Source organism: Sedimentitalea todarodis (genome assembly GCF_032595355.1).
GTDB lineage: Bacteria > Pseudomonadota > Alphaproteobacteria > Rhodobacterales > Rhodobacteraceae > Sedimentitalea > Sedimentitalea todarodis.
On the sequence record NZ_JASMWN010000037.1, the window covers coordinates 1 to 21,709 of the forward strand.

At 57.6% G+C, this 21,709-nt stretch carries 12 protein-coding genes and 4 pseudogenes; 7 read left to right on the top strand and 9 right to left on the bottom strand.

Annotated features, from left to right (window positions below):
* The 4 genes and pseudogenes from QO231_RS24240 to QO231_RS24255 form a co-directional block, all read right to left on the bottom strand.
* Nucleotides 1-188, bottom strand: a pseudogene (locus QO231_RS24240) (IS5 family transposase); the annotation flags it as partial.
* Between the two features lie 78 nt (nucleotides 189-266).
* Nucleotides 267-1,226: a YihY/virulence factor BrkB family protein gene (locus QO231_RS24245; RefSeq protein WP_316782389.1), complete on the bottom strand. Its 960-nt coding sequence runs from the start codon at nucleotides 1,224-1,226 to the stop codon at nucleotides 267-269.
* An 896-nt stretch (nucleotides 1,227-2,122) separates the two neighbouring features.
* Nucleotides 2,123-3,682, bottom strand: a complete 1,560-nt coding sequence (gene cueO, locus QO231_RS24250) for a multicopper oxidase CueO (RefSeq protein ID WP_316782390.1) — start codon at nucleotides 3,680-3,682, stop codon at nucleotides 2,123-2,125.
* A 76-nt stretch (nucleotides 3,683-3,758) separates the two neighbouring features.
* The gene (locus tag QO231_RS24255) at nucleotides 3,759-4,637 is read right to left on the bottom strand and encodes a helix-turn-helix transcriptional regulator (protein ID WP_316782392.1); all 879 of its coding nucleotides are present in this window, start codon (nucleotides 4,635-4,637) and stop codon (nucleotides 3,759-3,761) included.
* A 617-nt stretch (nucleotides 4,638-5,254) separates the two neighbouring features.
* On the opposite strand from QO231_RS24255, the gene QO231_RS24260 reads away from it, so the two are divergent.
* A complete protein-coding gene (locus QO231_RS24260; RefSeq protein ID WP_316782395.1) occupies nucleotides 5,255-13,255 on the top strand; it encodes an autotransporter outer membrane beta-barrel domain-containing protein in 8,001 nt (2,666 codons plus the stop codon).
* A 177-nt stretch (nucleotides 13,256-13,432) separates the two neighbouring features.
* Here QO231_RS24260 and QO231_RS24265 read toward each other — a convergent pair.
* Nucleotides 13,433-14,688 (bottom strand): annotated as a pseudogene (locus QO231_RS24265) (ISKra4 family transposase).
* Between the two features lie 69 nt (nucleotides 14,689-14,757).
* On the opposite strand from QO231_RS24265, the pseudogene QO231_RS26305 reads away from it, so the two are divergent.
* Nucleotides 14,758-14,979, top strand: a pseudogene (locus QO231_RS26305) (ISAzo13-like element transposase-related protein); the annotation flags it as partial.
* Nucleotides 14,980-15,138: 159 nt separating this feature from the next.
* Here QO231_RS26305 and QO231_RS24275 read toward each other — a convergent pair.
* The 4 genes from QO231_RS24275 to QO231_RS24290 all read right to left on the bottom strand — a co-directional run bounded on the left by QO231_RS24275 (nucleotide 15,139) and on the right by QO231_RS24290 (nucleotide 18,518).
* Nucleotides 15,139-16,263, bottom strand: a complete 1,125-nt coding sequence (locus QO231_RS24275; protein ID WP_316782397.1) for an AI-2E family transporter — start codon at nucleotides 16,261-16,263, stop codon at nucleotides 15,139-15,141.
* Nucleotides 16,256-17,233, bottom strand: a complete 978-nt coding sequence (locus QO231_RS24280; RefSeq protein ID WP_316782399.1) for an endonuclease/exonuclease/phosphatase family protein — start codon at nucleotides 17,231-17,233, stop codon at nucleotides 16,256-16,258. Before QO231_RS24280 ends, QO231_RS24275 begins: the two co-directional genes overlap by 8 nt.
* A gap of 16 nt (nucleotides 17,234-17,249) precedes the next feature.
* Nucleotides 17,250-18,197, bottom strand: a complete 948-nt coding sequence (locus tag QO231_RS24285; RefSeq protein WP_394356707.1) for a YihY/virulence factor BrkB family protein — start codon at nucleotides 18,195-18,197, stop codon at nucleotides 17,250-17,252.
* Nucleotides 18,198-18,260: 63 nt separating this feature from the next.
* Complete coding sequence (locus QO231_RS24290) at nucleotides 18,261-18,518, bottom strand: hypothetical protein (protein WP_316782403.1); 258 nt, start codon at nucleotides 18,516-18,518, stop codon at nucleotides 18,261-18,263.
* Between the two features lie 41 nt (nucleotides 18,519-18,559).
* Between QO231_RS24290 and QO231_RS24295 the strand changes: the two are divergent.
* The 5 genes and pseudogenes from QO231_RS24295 to QO231_RS24315 all read left to right on the top strand — a co-directional run.
* Nucleotides 18,560-19,240 (top strand): annotated as a pseudogene (locus QO231_RS24295) (IS6 family transposase).
* Nucleotides 19,241-19,320: 80 nt separating this feature from the next.
* Nucleotides 19,321-20,241 (top strand): GMC family oxidoreductase, encoded by a 921-nt coding sequence (locus QO231_RS24300; RefSeq protein WP_316782404.1) that lies wholly within the window; start codon nucleotides 19,321-19,323, stop codon nucleotides 20,239-20,241.
* A 56-nt stretch (nucleotides 20,242-20,297) separates the two neighbouring features.
* Nucleotides 20,298-20,489, top strand: coding sequence for a hypothetical protein (locus QO231_RS24305; protein ID WP_316782406.1), 192 nt, complete (start codon nucleotides 20,298-20,300; stop codon nucleotides 20,487-20,489).
* Entirely contained in the window at nucleotides 20,486-21,268 is a 783-nt protein-coding gene (locus QO231_RS24310; protein WP_316782408.1) for an endonuclease/exonuclease/phosphatase family protein, read from the top strand. Before QO231_RS24305 ends, QO231_RS24310 begins: the two co-directional genes overlap by 4 nt.
* Nucleotides 21,269-21,527: 259 nt before the next feature.
* A partial coding sequence (locus QO231_RS24315; protein WP_316782410.1) for a hypothetical protein occupies nucleotides 21,528-21,709 on the top strand: 182 nt, incomplete at its 3' end.

Below are 21,709 nucleotides of genomic sequence, written 5' to 3' on the forward strand. Positions count from 1 at the left end.
GAGTAGTGCGGCTGTCCGCCGCGCGTGGTTCGGCGTGGGGCCGACCACAAGGCAAGCGCGTCCTCGCTGATCCAGACAGTCAGATCGCCGCGTCGCCGCAGGCCTTCGTTGTATTCAGCCCAGTTGGTCACCCGATGCCTTTGCTTTGGGATCTTGTCACGACGATCGGCGTTGAACTTGTGCGGCATTCTCAACATCCTGAAGGGTACAAACCGCAACGATATCAGCGGTGGGGCGATCCCTGCAACAAAGCCCTAAGAATGGAGTCACTTGAGCCCGTCGGCGGTAGTGCCCAATGTGTCTGCTACAACAGCACCGCGCTTTCCCATTTCCTGATCGGGCGGATCTGTAGTGTCTTTAGCAGTTTGTCGTTCCATCTCGGCATTCAAAGAGGCCCCTACAATGACGATCAAGACTGATATCCAGACCCAGAACAAGAAGCCAACCAACGCGCCAAGTGACCCGTAGGTCGCGTTGTAATTGGCAAAATTCTCCAGATACATGGTAAAAGCGAATGAGGAAGCGATCCAGACGACCGTAGCCAATGTGCTGCCCCAAGAGACCCACCGCCACTTTGGGCTGCTTCGGCTCGGTCCATAGCGGTACAAGACCGCCAACCCCAAAGCGACCATAATCATGAGGACTGGCCACTGCAATATTCGCAAAACCGACGAGTGAAGTGGTGACTCAGCGCTATTGGTAACCTGGATTGTCGCGATCGCCGTAAGAATGACGATAACGGTCGCCATCGCAGCGAGCGTAAAGGCGAATGAAGCCAGTGTGAGTTGGATGAATGATCGCTTTTCGATTTCATCATAAGCAACGTTGAGAGCTCCGAGCATCGCCTTGACACTATTGTTGGTGATCCAGAACGTGAAAACGTATGATAGCAGGAAGCCGAATGTCAGCGTGCCTCGTTCCTGTAGCAGGAGGGCATCAAGCTCACTTTGCAGTAGTTTAATTCCTTCCGAAGGAAGTACGCCCCGCAACGACGCAATGTGCTCTGAAATTGCGACCGGATCGGCAAAAAGTCCAAAGAGTGATACGAAGGCTGCAAGGCCCGGCACCACGGCAAGAAGAAGATAAAACGTAACCCCTCCGGCAACCAGAAAGATGTTGTTGTCGCTGGTCCCAGTGTAGACGCGCCAGAGAACATCCCGCCACCCTGTGGCCGGGATTTCAGATGGGTTTTGTGCATGCCGCCCACGCTCAATCTCTTCGGTCAAATTTATGTCGTCCTCCTGACAGTTCATCGAGTGCCGCCCGCCACGCATATCACTCAGTGATCAAGAAAACGATCGGGACCCAAGCTGGTTCCATCTACAGACGTATCTGTGCCTACTTCTCTATTCTCGCGGCGGCACAGATCGTTTGATCAAAGCAGTATGCTGTTGAGCGGACATTGGTAAGCATTGCCTGGCTCCCACCTCTTGCTGATGCCCGTGCACTGAGATTCAGACCCTATTGGGTAACAGGGGTTGAGTTTCTCCATGGAAACTATGAAAGCGATCCTCACAGGTTTGGATGACGAGACGTCAAAGACCTGAAAAACGCGGTCGCCGGATGGCGTGAAAGTGCAGATGGTCGCAGAGGCTCTGTCGCCTGGGGCGACCGTGAACAAGCTGGCGCACAAGTACGATCTACGTCCTGACAACCTCTCGCGGTAGTATCGTAGAGCTATGAATTTCAGTTGCGTTGCCGGGCGTGTCGCGTCAGACCAAAACTCTGCCGAGACCAAATCAGAATTGAAGAGTTGATCACCGTATGGCGGACGAAACATCTCAATCACAGCAGGGCAGGGTAAACTTGCTTACCTGAAAGTGAACGTCATTGAGTACACCTCCCGGCGAATGCAATGCATTCATCTGCCGGTCAAAAGATACCATTTTCATTCGGAAAACTACCAGGCCGATGCAGGCCTTCAAATCGTTGAATGCAGCTACGGTTGCTGTGACTGGGATCGAAGTCACGCAGATGGCCCGGAAAGGCCAGTTTGACCAGACAGAGCAGTTTGGCTTCTCGCCGTTTGCAGACTCGCTGGATAGGCGTGTCCAGCAGAGGAGTTTTCTTGAGTTGGCGGAACGCGGCCGTATCGGCAGAACCGACCATTTGCCACGTTTTGTCACGCCACGGTGAACTGAGTCATCATGCCGGAATCCTCATGTTCGAGTATATGACAATGCGCCATATATGGCGCCGAGTGGCCCGCTGCGTTTGGGAAATTCAGAAGGATTTCGGCAGAGCCGCCGCCGCTGATCGGTACCGTGTCTTTCCAGCCCGCCATGTGCGGGCGTGGCGGCTTGCCATCCACTTCGAGAATGCGGAACTGGCAACCGTGGACGTGCACCGGGTGCAGCATCGAATCGTGGCCTTCGGCAATCCGCCAGCGGAGGTCCTGACTGCGCGCCGCCTCAAACCCCGGCATTCCGATCGAGAAGGAGGTTCCGTTGATGCCGTTGGACGCAAATTGCGCCTTGGTCCCGAGGGGCGCACCATTGACGATGAAATCGGTCATTCGGGCCATCGCCTCGGGGCTCGGCATTTTACCCTCTTTCGTTGCCATCATCATGCCGGTCGACTTGATCTTTCCCATGCCCTCCTTGTCCCGAAACATCGCCATGCTCAATTCTTGGGAAACCGGCGGCAACTGCGTTGGCAATGCAGGCAAAGTCGCAAGCCGGTCAGGCAAACGCCCGACCCCCTCGGTTGTTGAGGGCTTGAGAGTAAAGAGCGGGACAGGCTGATCAAAGGGTGGCAGGCCCATGCCCATCTGCTTAACCGGAAGCGAAAGAAAATCGACAGATTTGCCATCCCGAAGGTCAACCATGATCTCGTATCGCTCACCGACATTCACCGAAAGCTCTGCCATGGACACCGGATGCTCCAGCAGGCCACCATCGGAGCCGATCACGTGAAACGCCCGCCCATCCGAAGCCACAAGACGATAGCCGCGAGCGTTCGACCCATTCAGGATGCGCAACCGGACCCATCCGCGGGTCGTTTGCGCCTGTGGATACTCCGCCCCATTGACCAGAACCATGTCTCCGACATAGCCGACCGTGACTGCGGCAAGGTTGAAGACGTGAAAAAACGCACCATCGTCCTGGAAACGACGATCCTGAATTACGATGGGTATGTCGTCTACGCCCCATCGGGACGGCAGCGGCAGGCTGTCACTTTCGTCATCGTCGATGATAAACAGACCTGCGAACCCCTTGATGACCATTTCTGCCGTGCTCGGATAGATATGCGGGTGGAACCACAGCGTCGTGGCCGGTTGATCAATGTCCAGTGTCGGTCGCCATGCTCCGCCTTTCTTGATCAGCTGATGGGGCCCTCCGTCGACGTCACCGGGGATGATGAGACCATGCCAATGTAGCGACATCGCCTCGGGCAATGCGTTGTGTACATCCATCACAACTTTCTGGCCTTGCTTCACACGCACGGCCGGTCCGAGAAAGGTTCCATTGACACCGTAGGTCGGCGTTGGTGGCCGATCGCCAAAGCGCGTTGTGCCAGACTGCGCGACCAGTTTGATCGTTCCTGAGGCGTCAGGACGTAGCTCCTGGGGGATAGGAAGTGCGGACCTCGGCTGATCCGCACGCCCGCGATGCGGTGTACCGGAGAGCAGGAAAGCTGTCGCAAGGCCGCCCTGTACGAAGTCTCGACGCGTAACTGTCATCTCGTTTCCTTCTCTGCTTTTTGCATGCCTGCAGTCGCGAATGAGGTTCCCGGCGCGGAAATTTGCCGGTACGGACCTATGAGAAATGGGCTTGGTAGGCTTGGCGGATGATACTGTTGCGCCCCCAGTAGGATTGGGCGACATGCCGGCCTTCGATGAGGAAAATATCGGCAATCTCGCTGTCGCTCGCTCTGGGGTGCCGCATCTGGTATGTCATTCCCATCAACTCGCACATGCGCTTGCCTTCGAATGAAAACGCGGTCGCGCAAAACTGACTGAACAGAACGCCGTTTCGTGCAAAGTCCACGATTGCTTTCTCGATAGATGACTTGAGTATCGCAAGCGAATTCGGGCTCCGGTCCTGAAGACGTGTCGCGATCGCGATGAAATAACCTCTATATGCTCCTTCAACGACCGGAAAATCCAGCATGTCGATAGAGATTTCGGAATCGACCAGTGACCCGTCAAGTACGCGTTGGAAGTAGGCGTCTTTCAGGCAGATGAATTGCCAATACCCGGCAATCTCGTTCTCCGCTGTGAGGAGCCGCCATGTATAGGGGCTTTGTCGAAAGATCGGCTCCCATTGCCGGGGAGTCCCTTCGTGTTCCCGGCTGATCCCGGAAATGGTGCTTTCATCCAGGGCGATCAGATCTGCCAGAAAACGCTCATAATCTCCATCGTATCTGGCCGTAATGAACTCATCGCCCGACACCCGGTAGTTTCTTTCGCCGTGGTCGTTTTCGAACCAGTCTTCGATCAGCAACGCCAGCTTGTCATCTGACCATTTGAAAACCTTTACGAGTTGGGGAAGGCTCTCCTTGTCCGGCAAATGCTTGTCCTTCGCCCATGCGGAGACAGTGTTGCTCGAAACATCAAGAAGGCCGGCCAGATGATTCTGGCTGATCCCCTGGAGGACCAGACCGGCCTTGATTGCAGCAGAGAGTTTGGACGCCATGCGTTACTCCAGCCTTTGACCAGAGAAATTTGCGCCAAAATCGCGCTGGCGTCCACTTGGATTCTGCTTGGATAACCCCGTGACCGGTATTTTGCTGCGACGACTTTGGAGGCAGCTTCCCCTATTTTAGAGTCGTTGCTCGACCAAAGACATCTCGTTTACGACACCCATCGACGATTTGAGCGACCGTTGCATGGGGAAAGATCCCGGTTTGACCAGACGATCCGGGACCGCGCGTGCGGGTCCCACCCGACCTGCGCGCCCCCATCGTCTCCCGACCGGTTCAGGTATCGTATTGGAAAGTGAGTATCATGACTTCTCTCCCTCGCTATTTGTCCACGTCATCACCGATGGCATTGTTTGTCTTTCTCACGGCATTTGCTGATACGGCCCAGGCAGGTTGCAGCACTGAAGGCAGTGTCATCACCTGCAACGGGACGGTTTCAACGGGTTTTTTCAGCCCCGTGCCAGCCCCCAACCTCGTCATTGAAAATCTGGATGCGAACATATTTGAAACCATGCAATTCAGGCAAAGTGTTGACCCATCAAGGGGCAACGGCACACCAGGATTGGGAACGGATGCTCTTGCGCTGCGGTTTGATGGGCGGAACTTCGGGTTGATCAATACGCCCAGAGGGACCTTTAATTTCTACGGGTTGGGAGCCTACACCCGCGCGGGCGATGGATCGACGGGCGACAGCGACTCGCCGGCCACCGGTGATGCAAGGTCTGACCCGGGCGGCTCCGGCGGGAACGCCGGAGCCGCGACCAACACGTTTCTGTCAGGAGTCATCAACCTCAGCACGACGGAGAGAGACACCTTCGTCGGTCTGATTGAGGCGCAATCAATCGGAGGCGATGGCGCCAACAGCAACCAGGCTCAAGCCTTTTCATTGGGCGACGCATATGGCGGTCTGGGTGGAGGCGGCGGCGATGGCGGCGATGTATCGGCAACCATGAATTCCGGGACCGTAACGTTTCAAGCGGACGGAAATCGAGATAACGTAGATTACGGGCTCCACGCCGGATCCTTCGGTGGGAATTCCGGGGCTGGCGGTAAGGCGCGGACAATAGCGGACGGCTCGACATACGGTGGGCAGGGTGGCACCGGTGGAAGTGCCGGGACGGCCACTGTGGTCATGAACAGCGGGTCACTCACATTCGGATCGCCAAATGGCTATGCGATTGCGGCGGAATCGGTCGGCGGACAAGGTGGGCTGGGCGCCACCGCCGAGAGTGACGTAGATGGCGATGCGGCCGCTGGCGCAGCCGGTTCTGGTGGCGTTGCCGGTGACGCGTCCGCGATATTGGGCGATGGCGGCGGTAGGCTTACGATAGTGACCCAGGGCAGATCAGACGCCGTGCGCGTCCACAGCCAGGGCGGTACCGGCGGTGTTGGTGGCTATGGGGACTCGAAAGGGTCCGGCGATGCGGTCGGCGGCATTGGCGGCGACGGAGCGGCCGGAGGCGCGGCCTCGCTGACGCTGGGCCTTGCATCGATCACAATGCGCGACGCCGGGACGGGGGATTTTGGAATCGGGACAGCGGTCTCTGTAGAGAGCCTTGGCGGACAAGGTGGCCATGGAGGAGAGGGCAAAGCCGCAGACGGTGGTGGGAATGCGACTGGTGGAGATGGCGGCACGGGAGCTGATGCCGGTGCCGTCACGGTGCGAATGGAGAATTCTGACAGCGGTCCCGCAACAATCGCGACCGAGTCCCGATCCGAGACCCAGCATGCTCTGGTGCTCCAAAGCATCGCCGGACGCGGTGGCGATGGTGGCGATGCTGATGCACCAACGGTCGGCAATGCCACTGGCGGGAATGGCGGCAGTGGCGGATCGGCAGGAGCCATCTCAGCCGACCTCTGGGCAGATATCTCGACCCGGGGTGAACAGAGCCAGGCTGTGTTTGCCCGCAGCTATGGCGGCTCCGGAGGCAACGGCGGCAACGCAGAGGCGGCTGTCGGTTCAGGGACCGGGGGCGCAGGCGCGGGATCAGGGCCGGGTGGCGATGTCACACTGACGTTCAAAGGCTCGGTCACGACGGCAAACCAGGAAGCCAATGGCTTTCTGGTGCAGAGCGTCGGCGGGTTTAGCGGTGACGGCGGTGACGCCTCGGGGCTCGGAGCCTATGGGGCGGGCAGCGAAAGCGCGGGTGATGGCGGGACGGTCAGCGTGACCCTGGAGAGCGGCACAACGGTTGCGACCAGCCAGGAGAAGTCATTTGTTGTTCAGGTCCAGTCCGTCGGAGGCGGCGGCGGGCGCGGCGGCAGCGGTGAAGGCATCCTTGCGCTTGGTGGCAGCGGATCGGCGGCGGGCGATGGGAAAGACGTGACCGTCCTGCTCGACCAGGGGGTAACGATATCAGCCTCCGGCAACTACTCCCGCGCGATCGAGGCCATGAGCATCGGAGGTGGCGGCGGTTCGGGCGGCGGGTCTCTGGGTGTTGTGGCAGTTGGTGGACAGGGCGGCAACGGAGGGTCGGCCGGCCACGTTCAGATTACCAGTGACAGCACGGTTTCAACGTCGGGCAGCGAAGTCAGCGGCGGCATCTTTGCGCAGAGCGTCGGCGGCGGCGGTGGATCGGCCCATTCAGAATTCGGGGGTATCGCAGCGATCGGTGGTAGCGGTGGCAACGGTGGCGCCGGTGGGGCGGTCACGATCAACAATTCCGGGGCGGTCACGACCGCAGGATCGGACTCGGACGCAGTGTTTGCGCAAAGCGTCGGAGGTGGCGGCGGCAACGGGTCAACCGCGATCGCAGGGTCACCTGGGTTTTCCCTGTCGATCGGCGGTTCCGGTGGTGCCGCACAAGATGCCAATAATGTCATCTACAAGGATACAGGAGTTGCGAAGCGCACGATCTCGACGACGGGCGACCGGTCGCGCGGCGTATTTTTGCAAAGTCTTGGCGGCGGCGGCGGTAGCGGCGGAAGTGCCATCGCCATTGATTCCATTGCTCCGGCATCTGTTGCGCTGGCGTTTGGCGGCGTTGGCGGTGCCGGTGGTGATGGGTACTCAGCGATCTATGAAAAAGAGGCCAATGCGATTGGCGCGGATATCAGCACAGCCGGGTCTCACGCGGCGGCGATCCAGGTTCAGTCAATCGGCGGCGGGGGAGGACATGGTGGCACCGCCATCTCGGGCACTGCCGTATCGGCTGTCGCGGTCAACACCACACTTGGTGGATCGGGCGGCGACGCCGGCAGTTCGGTTAGTGGGTCGAGCGTTCAGTCGAACGGGAGGCTTTCAACCCAGGGGGATCATTCCGCAGGTATCCTGCTTCAATCCATCGGTGGCGGCGGCGGTAATTCTGGCGCAACTGTTGCGGGTTCCCTTGCGAGCGGGGCGAACCTGTCAACGGCGATCGGTGGCATGGGCGGCGGCGGCGGCGACAGCAACAACGTGACCGTATTCGGCGGCGGCGAAATCACGACAGTCGGGAATGACTCCACCGGCATCAAGATTCAGAGTGTCGGCGGTGGCGGAGGACACGGCGGTACAACCGTTGCGGCCAGCGGCATAACGACGGTTTCTGCTGACACCGCAGTCGGAGGCGCGGGTGGACTTGGCGGCGTGGCAGGCAGAGTCCTGCTCAATTGGACTGGTGAAATTTCGACGCAAGGCGAAAATTCCGCAGCGATAATGGCGCAGAGCGTTGGCGGCGGCGGCGGTTCGTCTGGAACGACCGTTGCCGGGGCGCTGAATTCACAGTTTTCGGCGCAACAGGCTGTTGGCGGCTCCGGCGGTAGCGGGGGATCGGCGCAGACGGTGACGGTCAATTCTGCAGGCACAGTCACCACCGCAGGCCAGATCGCGACCGGCATTCTGGCGCATTCCGTTGGTGGCGGCGGTGGGCATTCCGGCATTACGCTGGCCGGTACATTGGTGACGCAGGCCGCTGCCAATACGGCTGTCGGCGGCAGTGGCGGCGGTGGTGGCGATGGCGCAGAAGTGGATGTCGCCGCGGCGTCGATCACCACAACAGGGGATTCGTCCCTTGGCGTTAGCGCGATGAGCATTGGCGGCGGCGGCGGCGCGGCCCATTTCACCGGTGCATTCGGCGGAGAAGCGACTTACGTCAATGTGAACACCGCAGTAGGCGGTGGCGGTGGCACCGCTGGCGATGGCGGCGCCGTCAACGTCAATCTGACGGGAGCGGTTGCGACTTCAGGAAACAACGCAACGGGTGTTCTGGGCATGAGCGTCGGCGGTGGTGGCGGCAACAGCGGCACAACCGTTTCCGCGCAACTCGAGGGTGACGCGCCTATCGGCATAAGCGTTGGCGGACAAGGTGGCGCGAGCGGATCCGGCGGGGCGGTTACGATCAACACCGCGGACGGATCGACCATCACGACGAAAGGTCACATGTCGGAGGGATTGAAGGCCACGAGCGTTGCGCGCTCAGGTGGCAGCGCCGGACATGTGGTCACAGCCACCGGGCTGTCCCTAGGCTCTGCCAGTCTGGCGATTGGCGGCGACGGTGGCGGCGGCGGCAATGCCGCAGAGGTCACCGTCAGCAGTCTGTCGGAAATCAAGACAAGCGGTCACTATTCCAGCGGAATCGCCGCTAGTTCGATTGGCGGCGGCGGCGGCAGCGCCAGCGGTTCGATCTCGGGACAAGGGCTTTCGATGGGTGCGGTCAGTGGAGTTATCGGCGGCTTTGGTGGCGCTGGCGGGAAAGGTGGCGAAGTCAACGTCACCAGCCAGAGGAATATCACGACCGAGCAATTTCACTCCTATGGTGTGCTGGCGCAATCCATTGGTGGTGCCGGCGGCTCCGGAGGCTATGCAGCGCAGGGCAGCGGGACCGCCGGCGAGCTTTCCGGCCAGGCGAGCATGTCGGTTGGTGGCGATGGCGGGCGCGGAGGCAGGTCGGCCGCGGTTGTCGTGGAGGTGGCGCAAGGCACCATCGCAACCAACGATTTTGCTTCTTACGGCGTTCTCGCACAGTCGATCGGCGGCAAGGGCGGAAGTGGCGGAAATGTCTATTCCGGCAATATGTCGTTCTCCTCGGATGCTTCGGCGCAAGTAAACATTGATATCGGCGGGTCCGGAGCGATGGGCGCCAAGGCATCGGATGCCACTGTCAACAATTTCGGCGCGATCATCACCAAGGGATTCTATGCAAACGGTATCTTGGCCCAGTCCATTGGTGGCAGCGGCGGCTCTGGGGGCTCGGTGTATTCGGTCAAAGTCGCCGCCAACGAGGGCAGCAGCGCCGACATCGGCGTCCATATCGGCGGCACAGGTGGTGCCGGTCAACGCGCAGGTAACGTAGGAGTTTACAACGGCTCTCTTGCCAACATCACCACCACCAAGGGTGGTTCGAGCGCCATTGAAGCCATGAGCATCGGAGGCGGAGGTGGCAAGGGCGGCTCGGCTGCCAATCTCTATCTCGAACCGGCTCCCGAATCGAGCTCCGAAAGCAGCAGTCTCAGCGCTTCGATTGATGTCGGCATTGGTGGCATGGGTGGTGCTGCCGGCAATGGCGGCACAGTCACGGTGTATAACGCAGGTCAATTGAACACCGAAGGAGCAAGCTCGATGGGGATCTCTGCGGGAAGCGTGGGGGGCGGCGGCGGCAGTGGCGGCACCACTTCCTCGGCGTCGTTCAGTTTCGAAGGCATTTGCAGCGCGCTGACAAGTGGCGGCACCGTCGCGTGCAAGGCGCCGGACGATGAGAATGTCACCACCGTAAGTGTGTCGCTCACTGCCGAGATTGGCGGGAGCGGCGGTACCGCGGGAAATGGCGGGCCTGTCAATGTTACCAACGATGGATCAATCAACACCAGGGATGATCTCGCCTACGGTATCGAAGTCTACTCGATCGGCGGCGGCGGGGGTAACGGTGCCATGGGTGCGTTGGGCACCGAGGCCTGGGTCAACAATGAGACGTTGAACAACATCGGCGATGCGCCCGGCAATCTCAGCTTTGTCCCGGACTTCGGCTCTGTCAGCATGGGGATCGGCGGATCGGCGGGGGCCACCGGCGACGGCGGAGCGATCACCGCAGGCGGGACCGGCTCAATTGTTACGGCTGGTGACCACGCTTTCGGCATCCATGCCCAATCAGTCGGCGGCGGCGGCGGCAAAGGCGGCGCAGGCGTCACTGGATTGTGGTCGCAATTGACTGTTGGTGGCGGCGGTAGTGGCGGTGGCAAAGGTGGCACCGTCTCGATCGATCAGCGGGGTTCGATCATCACATCGGGCGACGGCAGTATGGGTATCTTTGCTCAATCGATCGGAGGCGGTGGCGGGGCGGCGGGCGATGTCGAAAAAGGGTTTTCTGATTCCTGGCTGGACCTGAATGTCGGGGCCGGAACCGGCGTTCAAATGAGCGCCGGAGGCGGCGGCGAAGGCGGAGACGTTGCTGTAACGGCAGCTGCGATAACCACGACAGGCGATCGGGCACACGGCATTTTGGTTCAATCGGTTGGCGGGTCTGGCGGTATCGCCCAGATAACCGAGACCGCATCCGGATCTTCCATCACAACTTTCGTTGGCGGCGGACTTGACGCCGGCGATGGGGGCGATGTGACGATCACGACAAACGGTGTCATCTCGACTGCAGGAGAGCGAGCAAATGGGGTGAATGCTCAGAGCGTGGGAGGCAGCGGTGAGAGTGATACAGCTGGTGACGTCAACATCAATATCAATGCCGACATCAAAGTGACGGGTGAGAATAGCCGCGCAATCCTGGCACAAAGTGATGGAATGGGTGCAGGGGCCAACGGCGCGATCGCCATCAGCATTGCCAAAGCTGCGACTGTTTCAACAGCAGCAGAAGGCTGGGAAACGATTGGCCTATTCGATGGCAGGAACAATACGATATCAAACGCGGGCGTACTTCGGCAGGAAAACCAAGAGGTAGGCAGTTATGTCATCCGGACCAACGGGGTCGGAAAGCTCACAGTCACAAACAGCGGTACACTAGAAGGCAGAGTCAAAAGCGAAACCAGCAGTTCCTCGCCCGGCGCGCCGATCGTGATCGAAAACACCGCAACCGGATTTCTCGGGCTCGGGTCGGAAATGGCTCTTGGAACCGAAGGGTCTGTGCACAATGGTGGCACGATGTATGCCGGGTCCAGATACACCGAAACGAAAGACTCAATCGACGATTCGCTTGTGATCGGATCACTGACACAGGCGGTGACCGGCACCATGCTCACCGATTTTAGTGCCAGCAACAATAGCGCCGACCTGATTGTGGTGGACAGCGCCACGCAACCCAGCCTGGCCGGGTCGGTCCTTCCGAACCCGATCGGGGTGGCGCCCAGGTCCGGCACCAGCGGTTCTGCCCTGATCTTTGCTTCAGAGACGTCGGACATCGACAATACTCTGACCGTCGCGAATACTGCGGCCGTTGACTACAGTCTCACCAAGAAAAGATATGCTGGCGGCGAGGGAATACACCTGAGCTACAATGTGAACTATGCGCCATGGACCGGTGATGCACAGGCGCGGTCCAAGGTTTCACCAAGCGCCCTTGCGAAAATCAACGAAAACCACACCGGGTTTGCCAATCACATAAATGACCTGATCACGTTGCGCCGCCGCGAGCTTAGTGATGGGGAAGAGGAAGGGAGATTATCTTTTGTCGATGATCTGGGAAATTACTTTCTCAGGGTCGAAGACGTTGATGATCTGATAAGTGTCTACGACCGTTTCGTCCCCACAGAGATTTTCACGCCCACAGAGACGGCAGTGTTCTCATCGCTGCGCTTTTCCGACAATCTGATGAGTTGCCCTGAAACGGCTTCTGACGGTGTCGCCGTGTTCAGGCGCGAAGGATCGTGCTTCTGGGGCAGGATCGGTGGCGTTGCCAGCCACAGGGATGCCGGACAGCCGTCGGATTATGACGAAAACGTCTTTGCCATGTCTGCAGGATTTCAGCGAGAGTTTTCCACCGATTGGTTTGCCGGGTTCGCCGTGGGGTATGAGAAGGCCAGCACTTCGAGCGACACAGTCAATGGCGACGGTCATCGCTTCAACATCGGGGCCGTGATCAAGCGCGAGATCGGAGCCACCACGCTGTCCGCTTCGCTTTCGGCAGGGATGAGCGATTTCGACCTTGAACGTCAGGTCATCACACCCAACGGTGCGATGCTGGCGAAGGGGAGCCCAAAATCCACTTGGGTTGCAGCGCATGCGCGCGTTGCGCATTCATTTGATATTGGTCCGACCACATACCTGAAACCGTGGGCTGATCTTGGTGTCCAGCGTCTCTGGCAGGATGGCTACTCCGAGAGCGGTGCTGGAGACTATGGCCTCAATGTCGGGTCAATCGACAGCACTCTTTACACTCTGAACCTCATGCTGGAACTCGGGACCAGTTTCCAACTTGGTGGCATGCACACCGAGGCGACGATCAGCGGAGGCGGCCTGTTTCTCGCGGGCGATACCGATCCGTCAACTTCGGTGAGCTTGGTCGGGGTCGGTCTGGACGGCCCGTCCTACATCGTAGCAGCAGACAATCAGACAAAATTTGCCAACATCAATGCGAAGTTTAAAACGCAGATCAACAAACAAACGACGCTGTCGGCCGATTTCGGCGCTCTGATTTCACGTGATCAGAACAACTACGGTGGCAGTCTGAAGCTGTCGTTCGTATTTTGACGCGCAAGGCATTACCTTTGCGTTTCAACGGGGTGGGGGTCGGCCATCACGGCTGTCCGGTTGGCATCAAGTTGGGCATCGTCAAGTTATCGGAGTTTCTGGTCGCGAGAGCCAGGGCGCTAGATCTCAGGCCGCCTTCAATTCACGCGTGATGGCGTCCCAAATCCAGTGGGGGGATCAGGCTGCATTTTGGCGGTGGGAGACTTTCAGGCGTCCATCTAGGACGTCGGCCCTTGTCAGTGCCACTCTGTGCGCTCCTTTTGGGGACCAGCGCATTCTCCGGCGCTTTCCCATTCGCGTGTTCGCGATATCGTCGACGCAGCCTTCAGCGCGAGATGATGAAATGGGGAGGCCTGCGTTATAGCGTTTTGCATAGCTTGGAATCGAGCCTGCGTTGTTTTGCAGGTATGTCGCCAATGCGCCGCATCTTGCGCCTAACTTGTGGATTGAATTGCCTATCTCAGGCCGGGAAGTGTCTTCCAACCGATCGCTTGCATGCTTAAGTCTCTGGACTGCTGCCAGCGATTGGGAGAGTTTCCCATGCCACGTCAACCATCTAATTCGCTCGGCTAAATCCGGAAGCGTGTCTGCCTCATTTCGTCCCGAGGTGGCATTCGTCAGACCGGTCGTCGCGTTTTGAATGTGCTTGATCCGCATTGAAATGTGCCACCAGTCCAGTATGTGCGTGACGGGTTGCTCAACGGCGTGGCGAACGTAGTTAACCAGTGCTGCTTCTCCGTCGGAAAAGACTGTGATGGGATCGCCCGACCACGACATCGAGGTGCCGTTTCTGATACTCCGGTCGGCAGCGAATGTGGGCACCGTCTAGGAAAACGTTGACGGGAACTGCCTTCTGCGATGGTTCCGCCGCCATCGACCTGTTGCATGCAAGACCGGGTTCAAGCTTTTCAGCTACATACCCGAGACGATTTCGTGTGGTGACGTGGGACTGAACCTGGCACGGCAGGAACAAATTCATCAACCTTGCTGCCTCGCGAAACGAATGGCGCGAAGCTAAATCTGCTTGCAAGCGTTGGAATTCCGGCGTTGCACGACCGGGAAGAAAATAGCTGAGCGGAGACAAGGGGCTACCAATTCTGCCTGCCGCATCGGCCTGACAAGCGCACAGTTTGATGCGCGGGACCCGAACGTCGAGCCGCCCAAACATCGTATCTAGCTTACGTGTTCGATAGTCATGAATGCGCCGGACCTGATTGCATCCAGGACATTTGCGACAGGTCCCCGCCACTTCCTCAAGCTGATCTTGGACAATGACATTTTTGCATTCTGGCGAGGATTGATCTGCCATCCTCGAGTAATAGACCGATTGCTTCACCACTTATCTGCCGAGAGGACCTGGACCAAATACCTAACTCATGCTTACGCGTTTCCCCATTTTCAAACACCGTCTCAACTGTAATCCGAACGTCCATCCGACACCCCCAAAAAATGGCGAACCTAGCATAGCTTCAATCCCCAGACCCCCAGGTTCTTTCCACTCCCACTGGCGCGGCCGTCCATTGACCGACCGCCGCGCAGTGATCGAACTGATCGGCGCGACGACGACCAGGACCGGGCTCAAGGTCGAGTGCGCGCTCGACACTCGCATCTATGAGAAGGGCGTCAAGGTTTCCAACGCCGAGATAGCCAACCTCGACATCACCGGCGATGCGTACCATCCTGAATGGAACTACACGATCAGGCCGCGGTCGCCCGAAACGTAGCAGTTATCAATGCGCATGTCCTTAGTGAGGAAGAGCCCGTTTAACTGCCAAGTCACAGCGATTGGGGCATGCCTGTTGATTAGGTGGCACGCCTCATTCGCAAGAAATCATGATTGATTTGGTGGCTGGCGATACTGATTGCCAGCTACATTTCAGCGTCTAGGCGTCTTCCTCTGAGCCGGCGTCGTCTTGATCGCCGAGAAAACGCGCAAGCGTCGGAAGCGTGTTCGTTTCATCGCAAACGATCTTGATTACGATCAAGATGGGTAGTGCCACGACCATACCCATCACCGACCAAATCCATGCGAAGAATGCGACCGTCAGAAAAACCACCGTTGTGTTCAACTTCATCCGGCGCGAGATCACGAGTGGGGTAATGAACTGTCCCTCGATTGATGTCAGAAGAACATAGGTCACAAATACGCCAACGGAGGCCCATGTTCCATCCATGCTGACAAACGCCACTGCTGCAGCGATTGATGCGCCCATCAAACCGCCTAAGAATGGCACGAAGTTCAGACCGAAAGCCATGAACCCGAATATCAACGCGTTGGGTAAGCCCCACAGGTGCATAGCAGCAGCGACAACTACGCCTAGTCCCGCGTTAATGATCGAGATGCCGCCCAGATAGTAACCCAGGCGGTCTTCGATTGCGTGGAGAACCTCGACAGCGCGCCGTTTTTCGCTGAACCGATTGAAGCTCTGGACTGTTTTGGTGAGAAACATGTCTCCGGACGCCACGAGAAAAAAGAGAAGGATCAATGAAAATACGATACGGCTCAGGAAACCGGGGGCCATGCTGAAAATCGACGCTGCAAACCCAGTGTTCGATACCACTTCAACCGCGACGGCATCGGCATCCTGATTACTTATGATTTCTTCAGCTGCATCGGTGGCTTCGTTTATGGCTTCCAACACGCCACCAGAAGCGGATAGCTCTTGCTTGATCTTTTCCATTATCGAAGGAAAATCTTCGATGAACTGGGCCGCTGGACTACTCAATTGAACAAGCAATACGACAATAAGCAAGGTGAGTAGCGTTGTGAACAGACCGGCCGAGACCACTGGTGGCACACCGATCTGGCCGAGCCAGCGGCGGGGTCTGTTCAGAACAAAATAGCCTAGCAATGCGGTCACGACTGGGACCAAGAAGTCACTTGCGGATACGAGAGTCTGCAAAAGCAACAGGCCGAATATCCCCGCAAGCGGATACTCTAGCCGTTTCCACTGACTCTCCACGAGATCAGGTGATATTACATCCTTGGACTGATGCGTATCACCCATCCTCAGGTCCCTCACTGTCCGCAAAGAACACCGTCGCAGCTATGGGAAAGTGTTCAGAGCCAAAATTCTCCAGCCGGTCGAATGAAACCAACCCAACGTTCTCAGTGATGAAGAGCTGATCAATCGGCAAACGCATAAAAGGGTAGTCAGCGTGGAAACTAGAGATCATACCGCGCCCGACGCGGGGTTCCCTGAAATCGCCGTACCGCTTGAACCGTTTGGTGGTCCAGGACCACGCGACATCGTTGAAATCACCCATGCATATCGTGGGTCGATCCGCTGATGAGGTCATCAAGGCAGCTTCTTTGATCTGTCTGTCGCGAGTCTCAGTGTCATTTCCCGGTACCGGCGGACGTGGATGCAGTCCGATGAAGTTGAATTCGGGCCCGCTCGGCGCACGCAGAATAGCTTTGACTGACGGGGTGTCATCGTCCGACGGCCATAGAAAATCAACGGTAACAACATCTAGTTTCGTCGCAAAGATAAGACCATAGTGATCGTCGGCTATGTGGGACTTAACCGTCACATAACGAACTAAAACATCTTCCAGCGCCTCTGCCCAGGCCGCATCCGTTTCCATGAGCAGGAGAACGTCAGGGTCTTCACGTGCAATGATCCGGATAAGATCATCATAGCGCGTATTCTCCATCAACACGTTGACCGCCAAGAAATGAATTTCATGGGCTTGCGACGGTGCAGAAACCATGTCGACCTCAGTCAGCGCCAGCGGCGTGTAGCGAAATATCTGCACCGCTTGGTAAAAGAATGCCGCGGCAAGCAATCCCAGTAAGACAGGCTTGAACGAGATCGCAAAAGGCAAGGCGACAGCAATCAGTACCAGAGCGACAATCGCAATATGCAGTCGTGGAAAATCCCACATCCGTTTCCACCACTGCACGGAATTTGTCAGCGGCAACAGTGTCGTAGTGAAGACGACAACCGCCAGCGACCAGAAAGCGGCGTTCAACACTCAATCAACTTTATCATCACTTACCCGCCGCTTCCCCTAGCGTATCGGCTTTTTCTGCGTCCCGCTGGCCCATGGGCTGATCCCGACCCTGTGTGGTATCGATGCGGGTCTGTGCCTCAAGCTCGGCATTCAGTTCTGCACCCATCAGGATAATGAAGGCGGAAATCCAGAACCACATGAGCAGCACGATGACCCCCGCCAGACTGCCAAAGCTCTCATTGTATGAGCCAAAATTGCTCACGTAGAACGCAAAGCCTGCGGAGGCGACAAGCCATACAACACAGCCCATAATCGCTCCGACCGACGCCCACTTCCACTCAGGCTCATCGCGCGATGGCGCATAGCGATACAGCACTGAAAGCCCAAAGATCGTCAGAGCCAGAAGCCCGAGCCAAAACCCAACAGTAATAAGCGCCTCAACAACGCTGCCCAAATCCACAAAAGCAAGAAATGCGGGAAGGCCCAGCATAGACAGCAAAGCGATCAATAGCCCGATCATCAGAAAGATCGTGAGCGCAAAAGTCACCAATTTGAGCCTGATGAAACCGCGTTCCTCTTGCTCGTCATATGCGACGTTGATGCCTTCCATCAGGCTCGCCATACCTTTGGACGCCGAGTAGAGCGCAATCAAAATACCCAAAATTGCTGCCAACCCAAGGCGACCTTCGCGCGACCCTGCCACTGCCGTCGCCTGCGCTGTGACAATGGTGATAACATCTTCGGGTACCATACCGGAAAGCCCATGCATCTGTTCGACAATCATATTTGGTTCAACCAACAGTCCGCCGATTGCGATAAGCGCGGTAGTCGCTGGAAAAAGCGCGAGCAGACCGTAAAATGCGACACCAGCAGCGATAAGTCCCACCCGATCCTCACCGATCTCGTCCTTCAAGCGAAATGCGATATCTTTCCAGCCCGCAGCGGGAACCTGCGTCGGTGTTTCGGCTTTGCGGCCACGTGCCATGGTGTATCCAGTTCTAGTTCGTGACGACGGGGGCCGGTTTCCCAGCCCCCGTTTAGCTTTGGTTCAGGTCTTGGGCTTGCCTAGGTTCTTGTCTTCTGCTGTAGACTGCGCCTTGTCTGCGACACGCTTGGCGGCAGATTTGGCCTTGTCGCCGACCGCTTCGACGGCAGATTTCTCACCCGGTGCACCAGAATCTAGATCTACTTTGGTTTCGGCCGCAATGTCCTTGACCTCGTCCTTAACTGACTTGGCGACTGACATGGCCTTGGACTTTTCTTCCTCGAAGATGCGCTCAGCCTGATCGAACAGGTTGTCCGGCATCGTCAAGTTGCGGGACATCTCAAAAGCCGGTACGTGGGCGCATGACCAAACCCAAGCAATCTGGTGCCTTTTCAGGCCATCGTTTTCCTCCTGAAATCATCGGATACGCTGTCTGGGCCTATCATCGATTTCCCATGAGTTTGCGCGATGCCGAGGACCTGTTAGCCGCACGCGGTGTTGTGGTCAGCTACGAGACCATCCGCGCTTAGGTTGCGAAGTTCGGGTTACAATATGCCAAGGCGATCCGCCGAGATCGACCCAAAGCGGCGGACAAATGGCACTTGGACGAAGTCGTCCTTCCGATAAATGGTAAGAAGTATTGGCTGTGGCGCGCCGTCGACAGCAAAGGCGATGTACTGGACATCCTCGTGCAATCTCGGCGCAATAAACGGGCCGCAACTCGGTTCTTCCGCAAACTATTCAAGGCGTTTGGTGAACCACGGGTGATCGTCACCGATAAACTCAGAAGCTACGGGGCCGCCCTGAAGGAGCTTGCTCCGGGAGTAGAGCACCGCAGCCATAAGGGTCTCAACAATAGATCCGAAGGGTCACATCGCCCCACACGACGGCGAGAAAAGATTATGGGGAGGTTCAAATCACCCCGCCAAGCACAGCGGTTCTTATCCGTCCATGATCAGGTCCAAACCATCTTCCGTCCGCGCCGCCATACACTTTCAGCCGCTGCCTATCGCCAAACCAGAGCCGATGCCCACTGGATTTGAGACGACACCACGCGTGAGCTGAAGGCTGCCTGAGATCCAGTGCCACGGCTTTCGCCGACAGAAACTCCGATAACTTGACGATGCCCGGTGCAAAGGTCTATGACCAGACCACAGCGACCCGCCTTAACCTTGGATCCGACAACCAAATTGCTTCAGTTGACTTCCGACGCGCCGACGGCAGCACAGGGACGGCTGCGGGCAAGGTCGTCGTTGTCGCCGCTCACGGTATCGAGACACCGCGGCTCTTGCTGAACTCGAAGCAGGAAGGTGCGTCCAATGGCGTTGCAAACAGCTCAGATCAGGTCGGCCGGAACCTTATGGACCACCCGACGCGCCTTAGCTGGGCAGAAGCCGCAGAACCGGTCTGGCCCTACCGCGGACCGCTCTCAACCTCGGGCATCGAAAACCTGCGTGACGGCGATTTCCGTGCTCAGCGCGGTGCCTTTCGGATCGAGATCGGCAATGACGGTCACAGCTGGCCAACAGGTGCTCCGACGACGACTGCAGCGGACTTGGCGATGCAGGGGCTGCGTGGCGACGCACTGAACGAGAAAATCAAGGATGTGACGTCACGCCAAATACGTCTTGCGTCCTTGGTCGAACAATCACCGGATGCAAACAACCGGGTGACACTGGATCCTGATAAGACTGATGCGAACGGTGTCCCCCTGCCCCGTATTCATTACGATCTTGATGAGTACACCCGCGCCGGCCTCGATGCAGCAGAGGCCGCGCATGAGGAGGTGTTTGCAGCCATTGGGGCGACGAACGTCAAACATGCGGTGGACACCCAAGGCGCTGGACATATCATCGGGACGGTCCGGATGGGCGATGATCCGTCGCAGGCCGTCGTGAACGCCGATCAGAGAAGCTTTGATCACTCTAACCTGTTCATTCTCGGCTCTGGAACGTTTCCAACATCCGCAACGGCCAACCCGACGCTGACCATCGCTGCCTTATCGTTGAAGAGCGTGGATGCCATCGCCGAAACTGTGCGATAAAAAATGGAATGACAGGACGCAGGGTATAGAGAGACGGGTTCTGGGCGGAAATGATATTGAAACTTGTCCTGGCGCTCTTCTGGTTTTCGACCGCCCTCATTCTCTTCACGACACTTGCCCCTCTGACTAAAAGCCAAGAATGGTGGATCAGAGGGTGGGATTTCCCGAGGTTGCACATCGCGCTGTTCGCCTTGATTGCGCTTGTGCTCGGTCTGTTCGTGCTCAGCAAAAGCGTGGCGGTGCCATGATCGTCCTCTCGCTTTGTGCGATCTATCAGGGCTATCGCATCTTTCCGTTCACACAATGGGCGACCGCGGAAATCGCCTTGTCTCCAGGAATTAGTGAGGATGTGCACGTTTCGCTGATCTCGGCCAATGTCCTGATGGAAAATACGCACCACGATGCCGTGGTTGATTTGATCGGACAAGAGGCCCCCGATGTTCTGTTCCTGATGGAGACCGATCAGGTGTGGGTTAACGCATTGGAACCTGTTCTCGACAGCTACGAAACGGTACTGCGCCATCCGCTCGACAATCACTACGGCTTGATCTTCGCAACAAATCTTCCCGCGCAAAGTGTCGAAACCGTATTTCTGAGCCACGATGAAACGCCAACTCTACTTGCCGAACTTGAAGGTCCGACGGGCAGGTTCTTCTTTGTAGGCCTCCACCCACGACCGCCTGTTCCCGGACAGGATACGGAAGAGCGCGACGCACAGATTAAGAGAGCCGCGCAAGTTGCGGATCGCGAACGGTTGCCTGTCGTAGCAATGGGCGATTTTAACGATGTGGCGTGGTCACACACATCCGAGCGGTTCAAAGAGTATGGCGGGTTCAAAGACCCGCGTATGGGCAGAGGTATGCTCCCGAGCTTTGATGCAAAGTCTTGGTGGATGCGGTTCCCAATCGATCAGCTCTATCTTACGGATAGGCTCGCTCTGATCTCCTTTGACAGGTTATCCGCGGTGGGGTCTGATCACTTCCCGATGAGAGCGGTGATTGCTGTGGAGGATCATGGTGCCAGATAATGCGAAAGACGGCGCGCAGGACCACATTCCATCCGAACTCGTCAAACTGGGCAATATTGCCTGGCCTCAGGGTGAAACCCGCCAGACCTTCTGCGTGTTCCATTTGTCTGTCTCATCTTCCACTCCTCAGTGGTTACGATGAGCCAAGAACTCTCTCTTATCAAATGCCGCTATTTGGACCCATAAGTGCTGACGTCAGACACCCAGCGGCACATGCGGGGTTAACAGCTTCTGCAGATCGGCGAGAGCGAAACTGGTCATGGATGAACTCCTTGCAGGGAAAGAGTCTGCGTTCAGAATCGATCTCGTCGATCCGCACCGTACGCCTCCGGCGAGGGCCGTCTTTTGGTGTGATGTGAGATTTTGTAGCGGTTGCAGTCATGAGCAGCAACAAACCCACCCCTCGCAAGCAAGCCGTTTCCAACGCCAAAACTGGGCGTC

What these genes read in the sequence shown, in the direction of transcription:
- cueO (WP_316782390.1), bottom strand. Translation starts at nt 3,682, where the DNA reads ATGACAGTTACGCGTCGAGACTTCGTACAGGGCGGCCTTGCGACAGCT.
- QO231_RS24255 (WP_316782392.1), bottom strand. Translation starts at nt 4,637, where the DNA reads ATGGCGTCCAAACTCTCTGCTGCAATCAAGGCCGGTCTGGTCCTCCAG.
- QO231_RS24275 (WP_316782397.1), bottom strand. Translation starts at nt 16,263, where the DNA reads ATGGGTGATACGCATCAGTCCAAGGATGTAATATCACCTGATCTCGTG.
- QO231_RS24285 (WP_394356707.1), bottom strand. Translation starts at nt 18,197, where the DNA reads ATGGCACGTGGCCGCAAAGCCGAAACACCGACGCAGGTTCCCGCTGCG.
- QO231_RS24290 (WP_316782403.1), bottom strand. Translation starts at nt 18,518, where the DNA reads ATGCCGGACAACCTGTTCGATCAGGCTGAGCGCATCTTCGAGGAAGAA.
- QO231_RS24300 (WP_316782404.1), top strand. Translation starts at nt 19,321, where the DNA reads ATGCCCGGTGCAAAGGTCTATGACCAGACCACAGCGACCCGCCTTAAC.
- QO231_RS24310 (WP_316782408.1), top strand. Translation starts at nt 20,486, where the DNA reads ATGATCGTCCTCTCGCTTTGTGCGATCTATCAGGGCTATCGCATCTTT.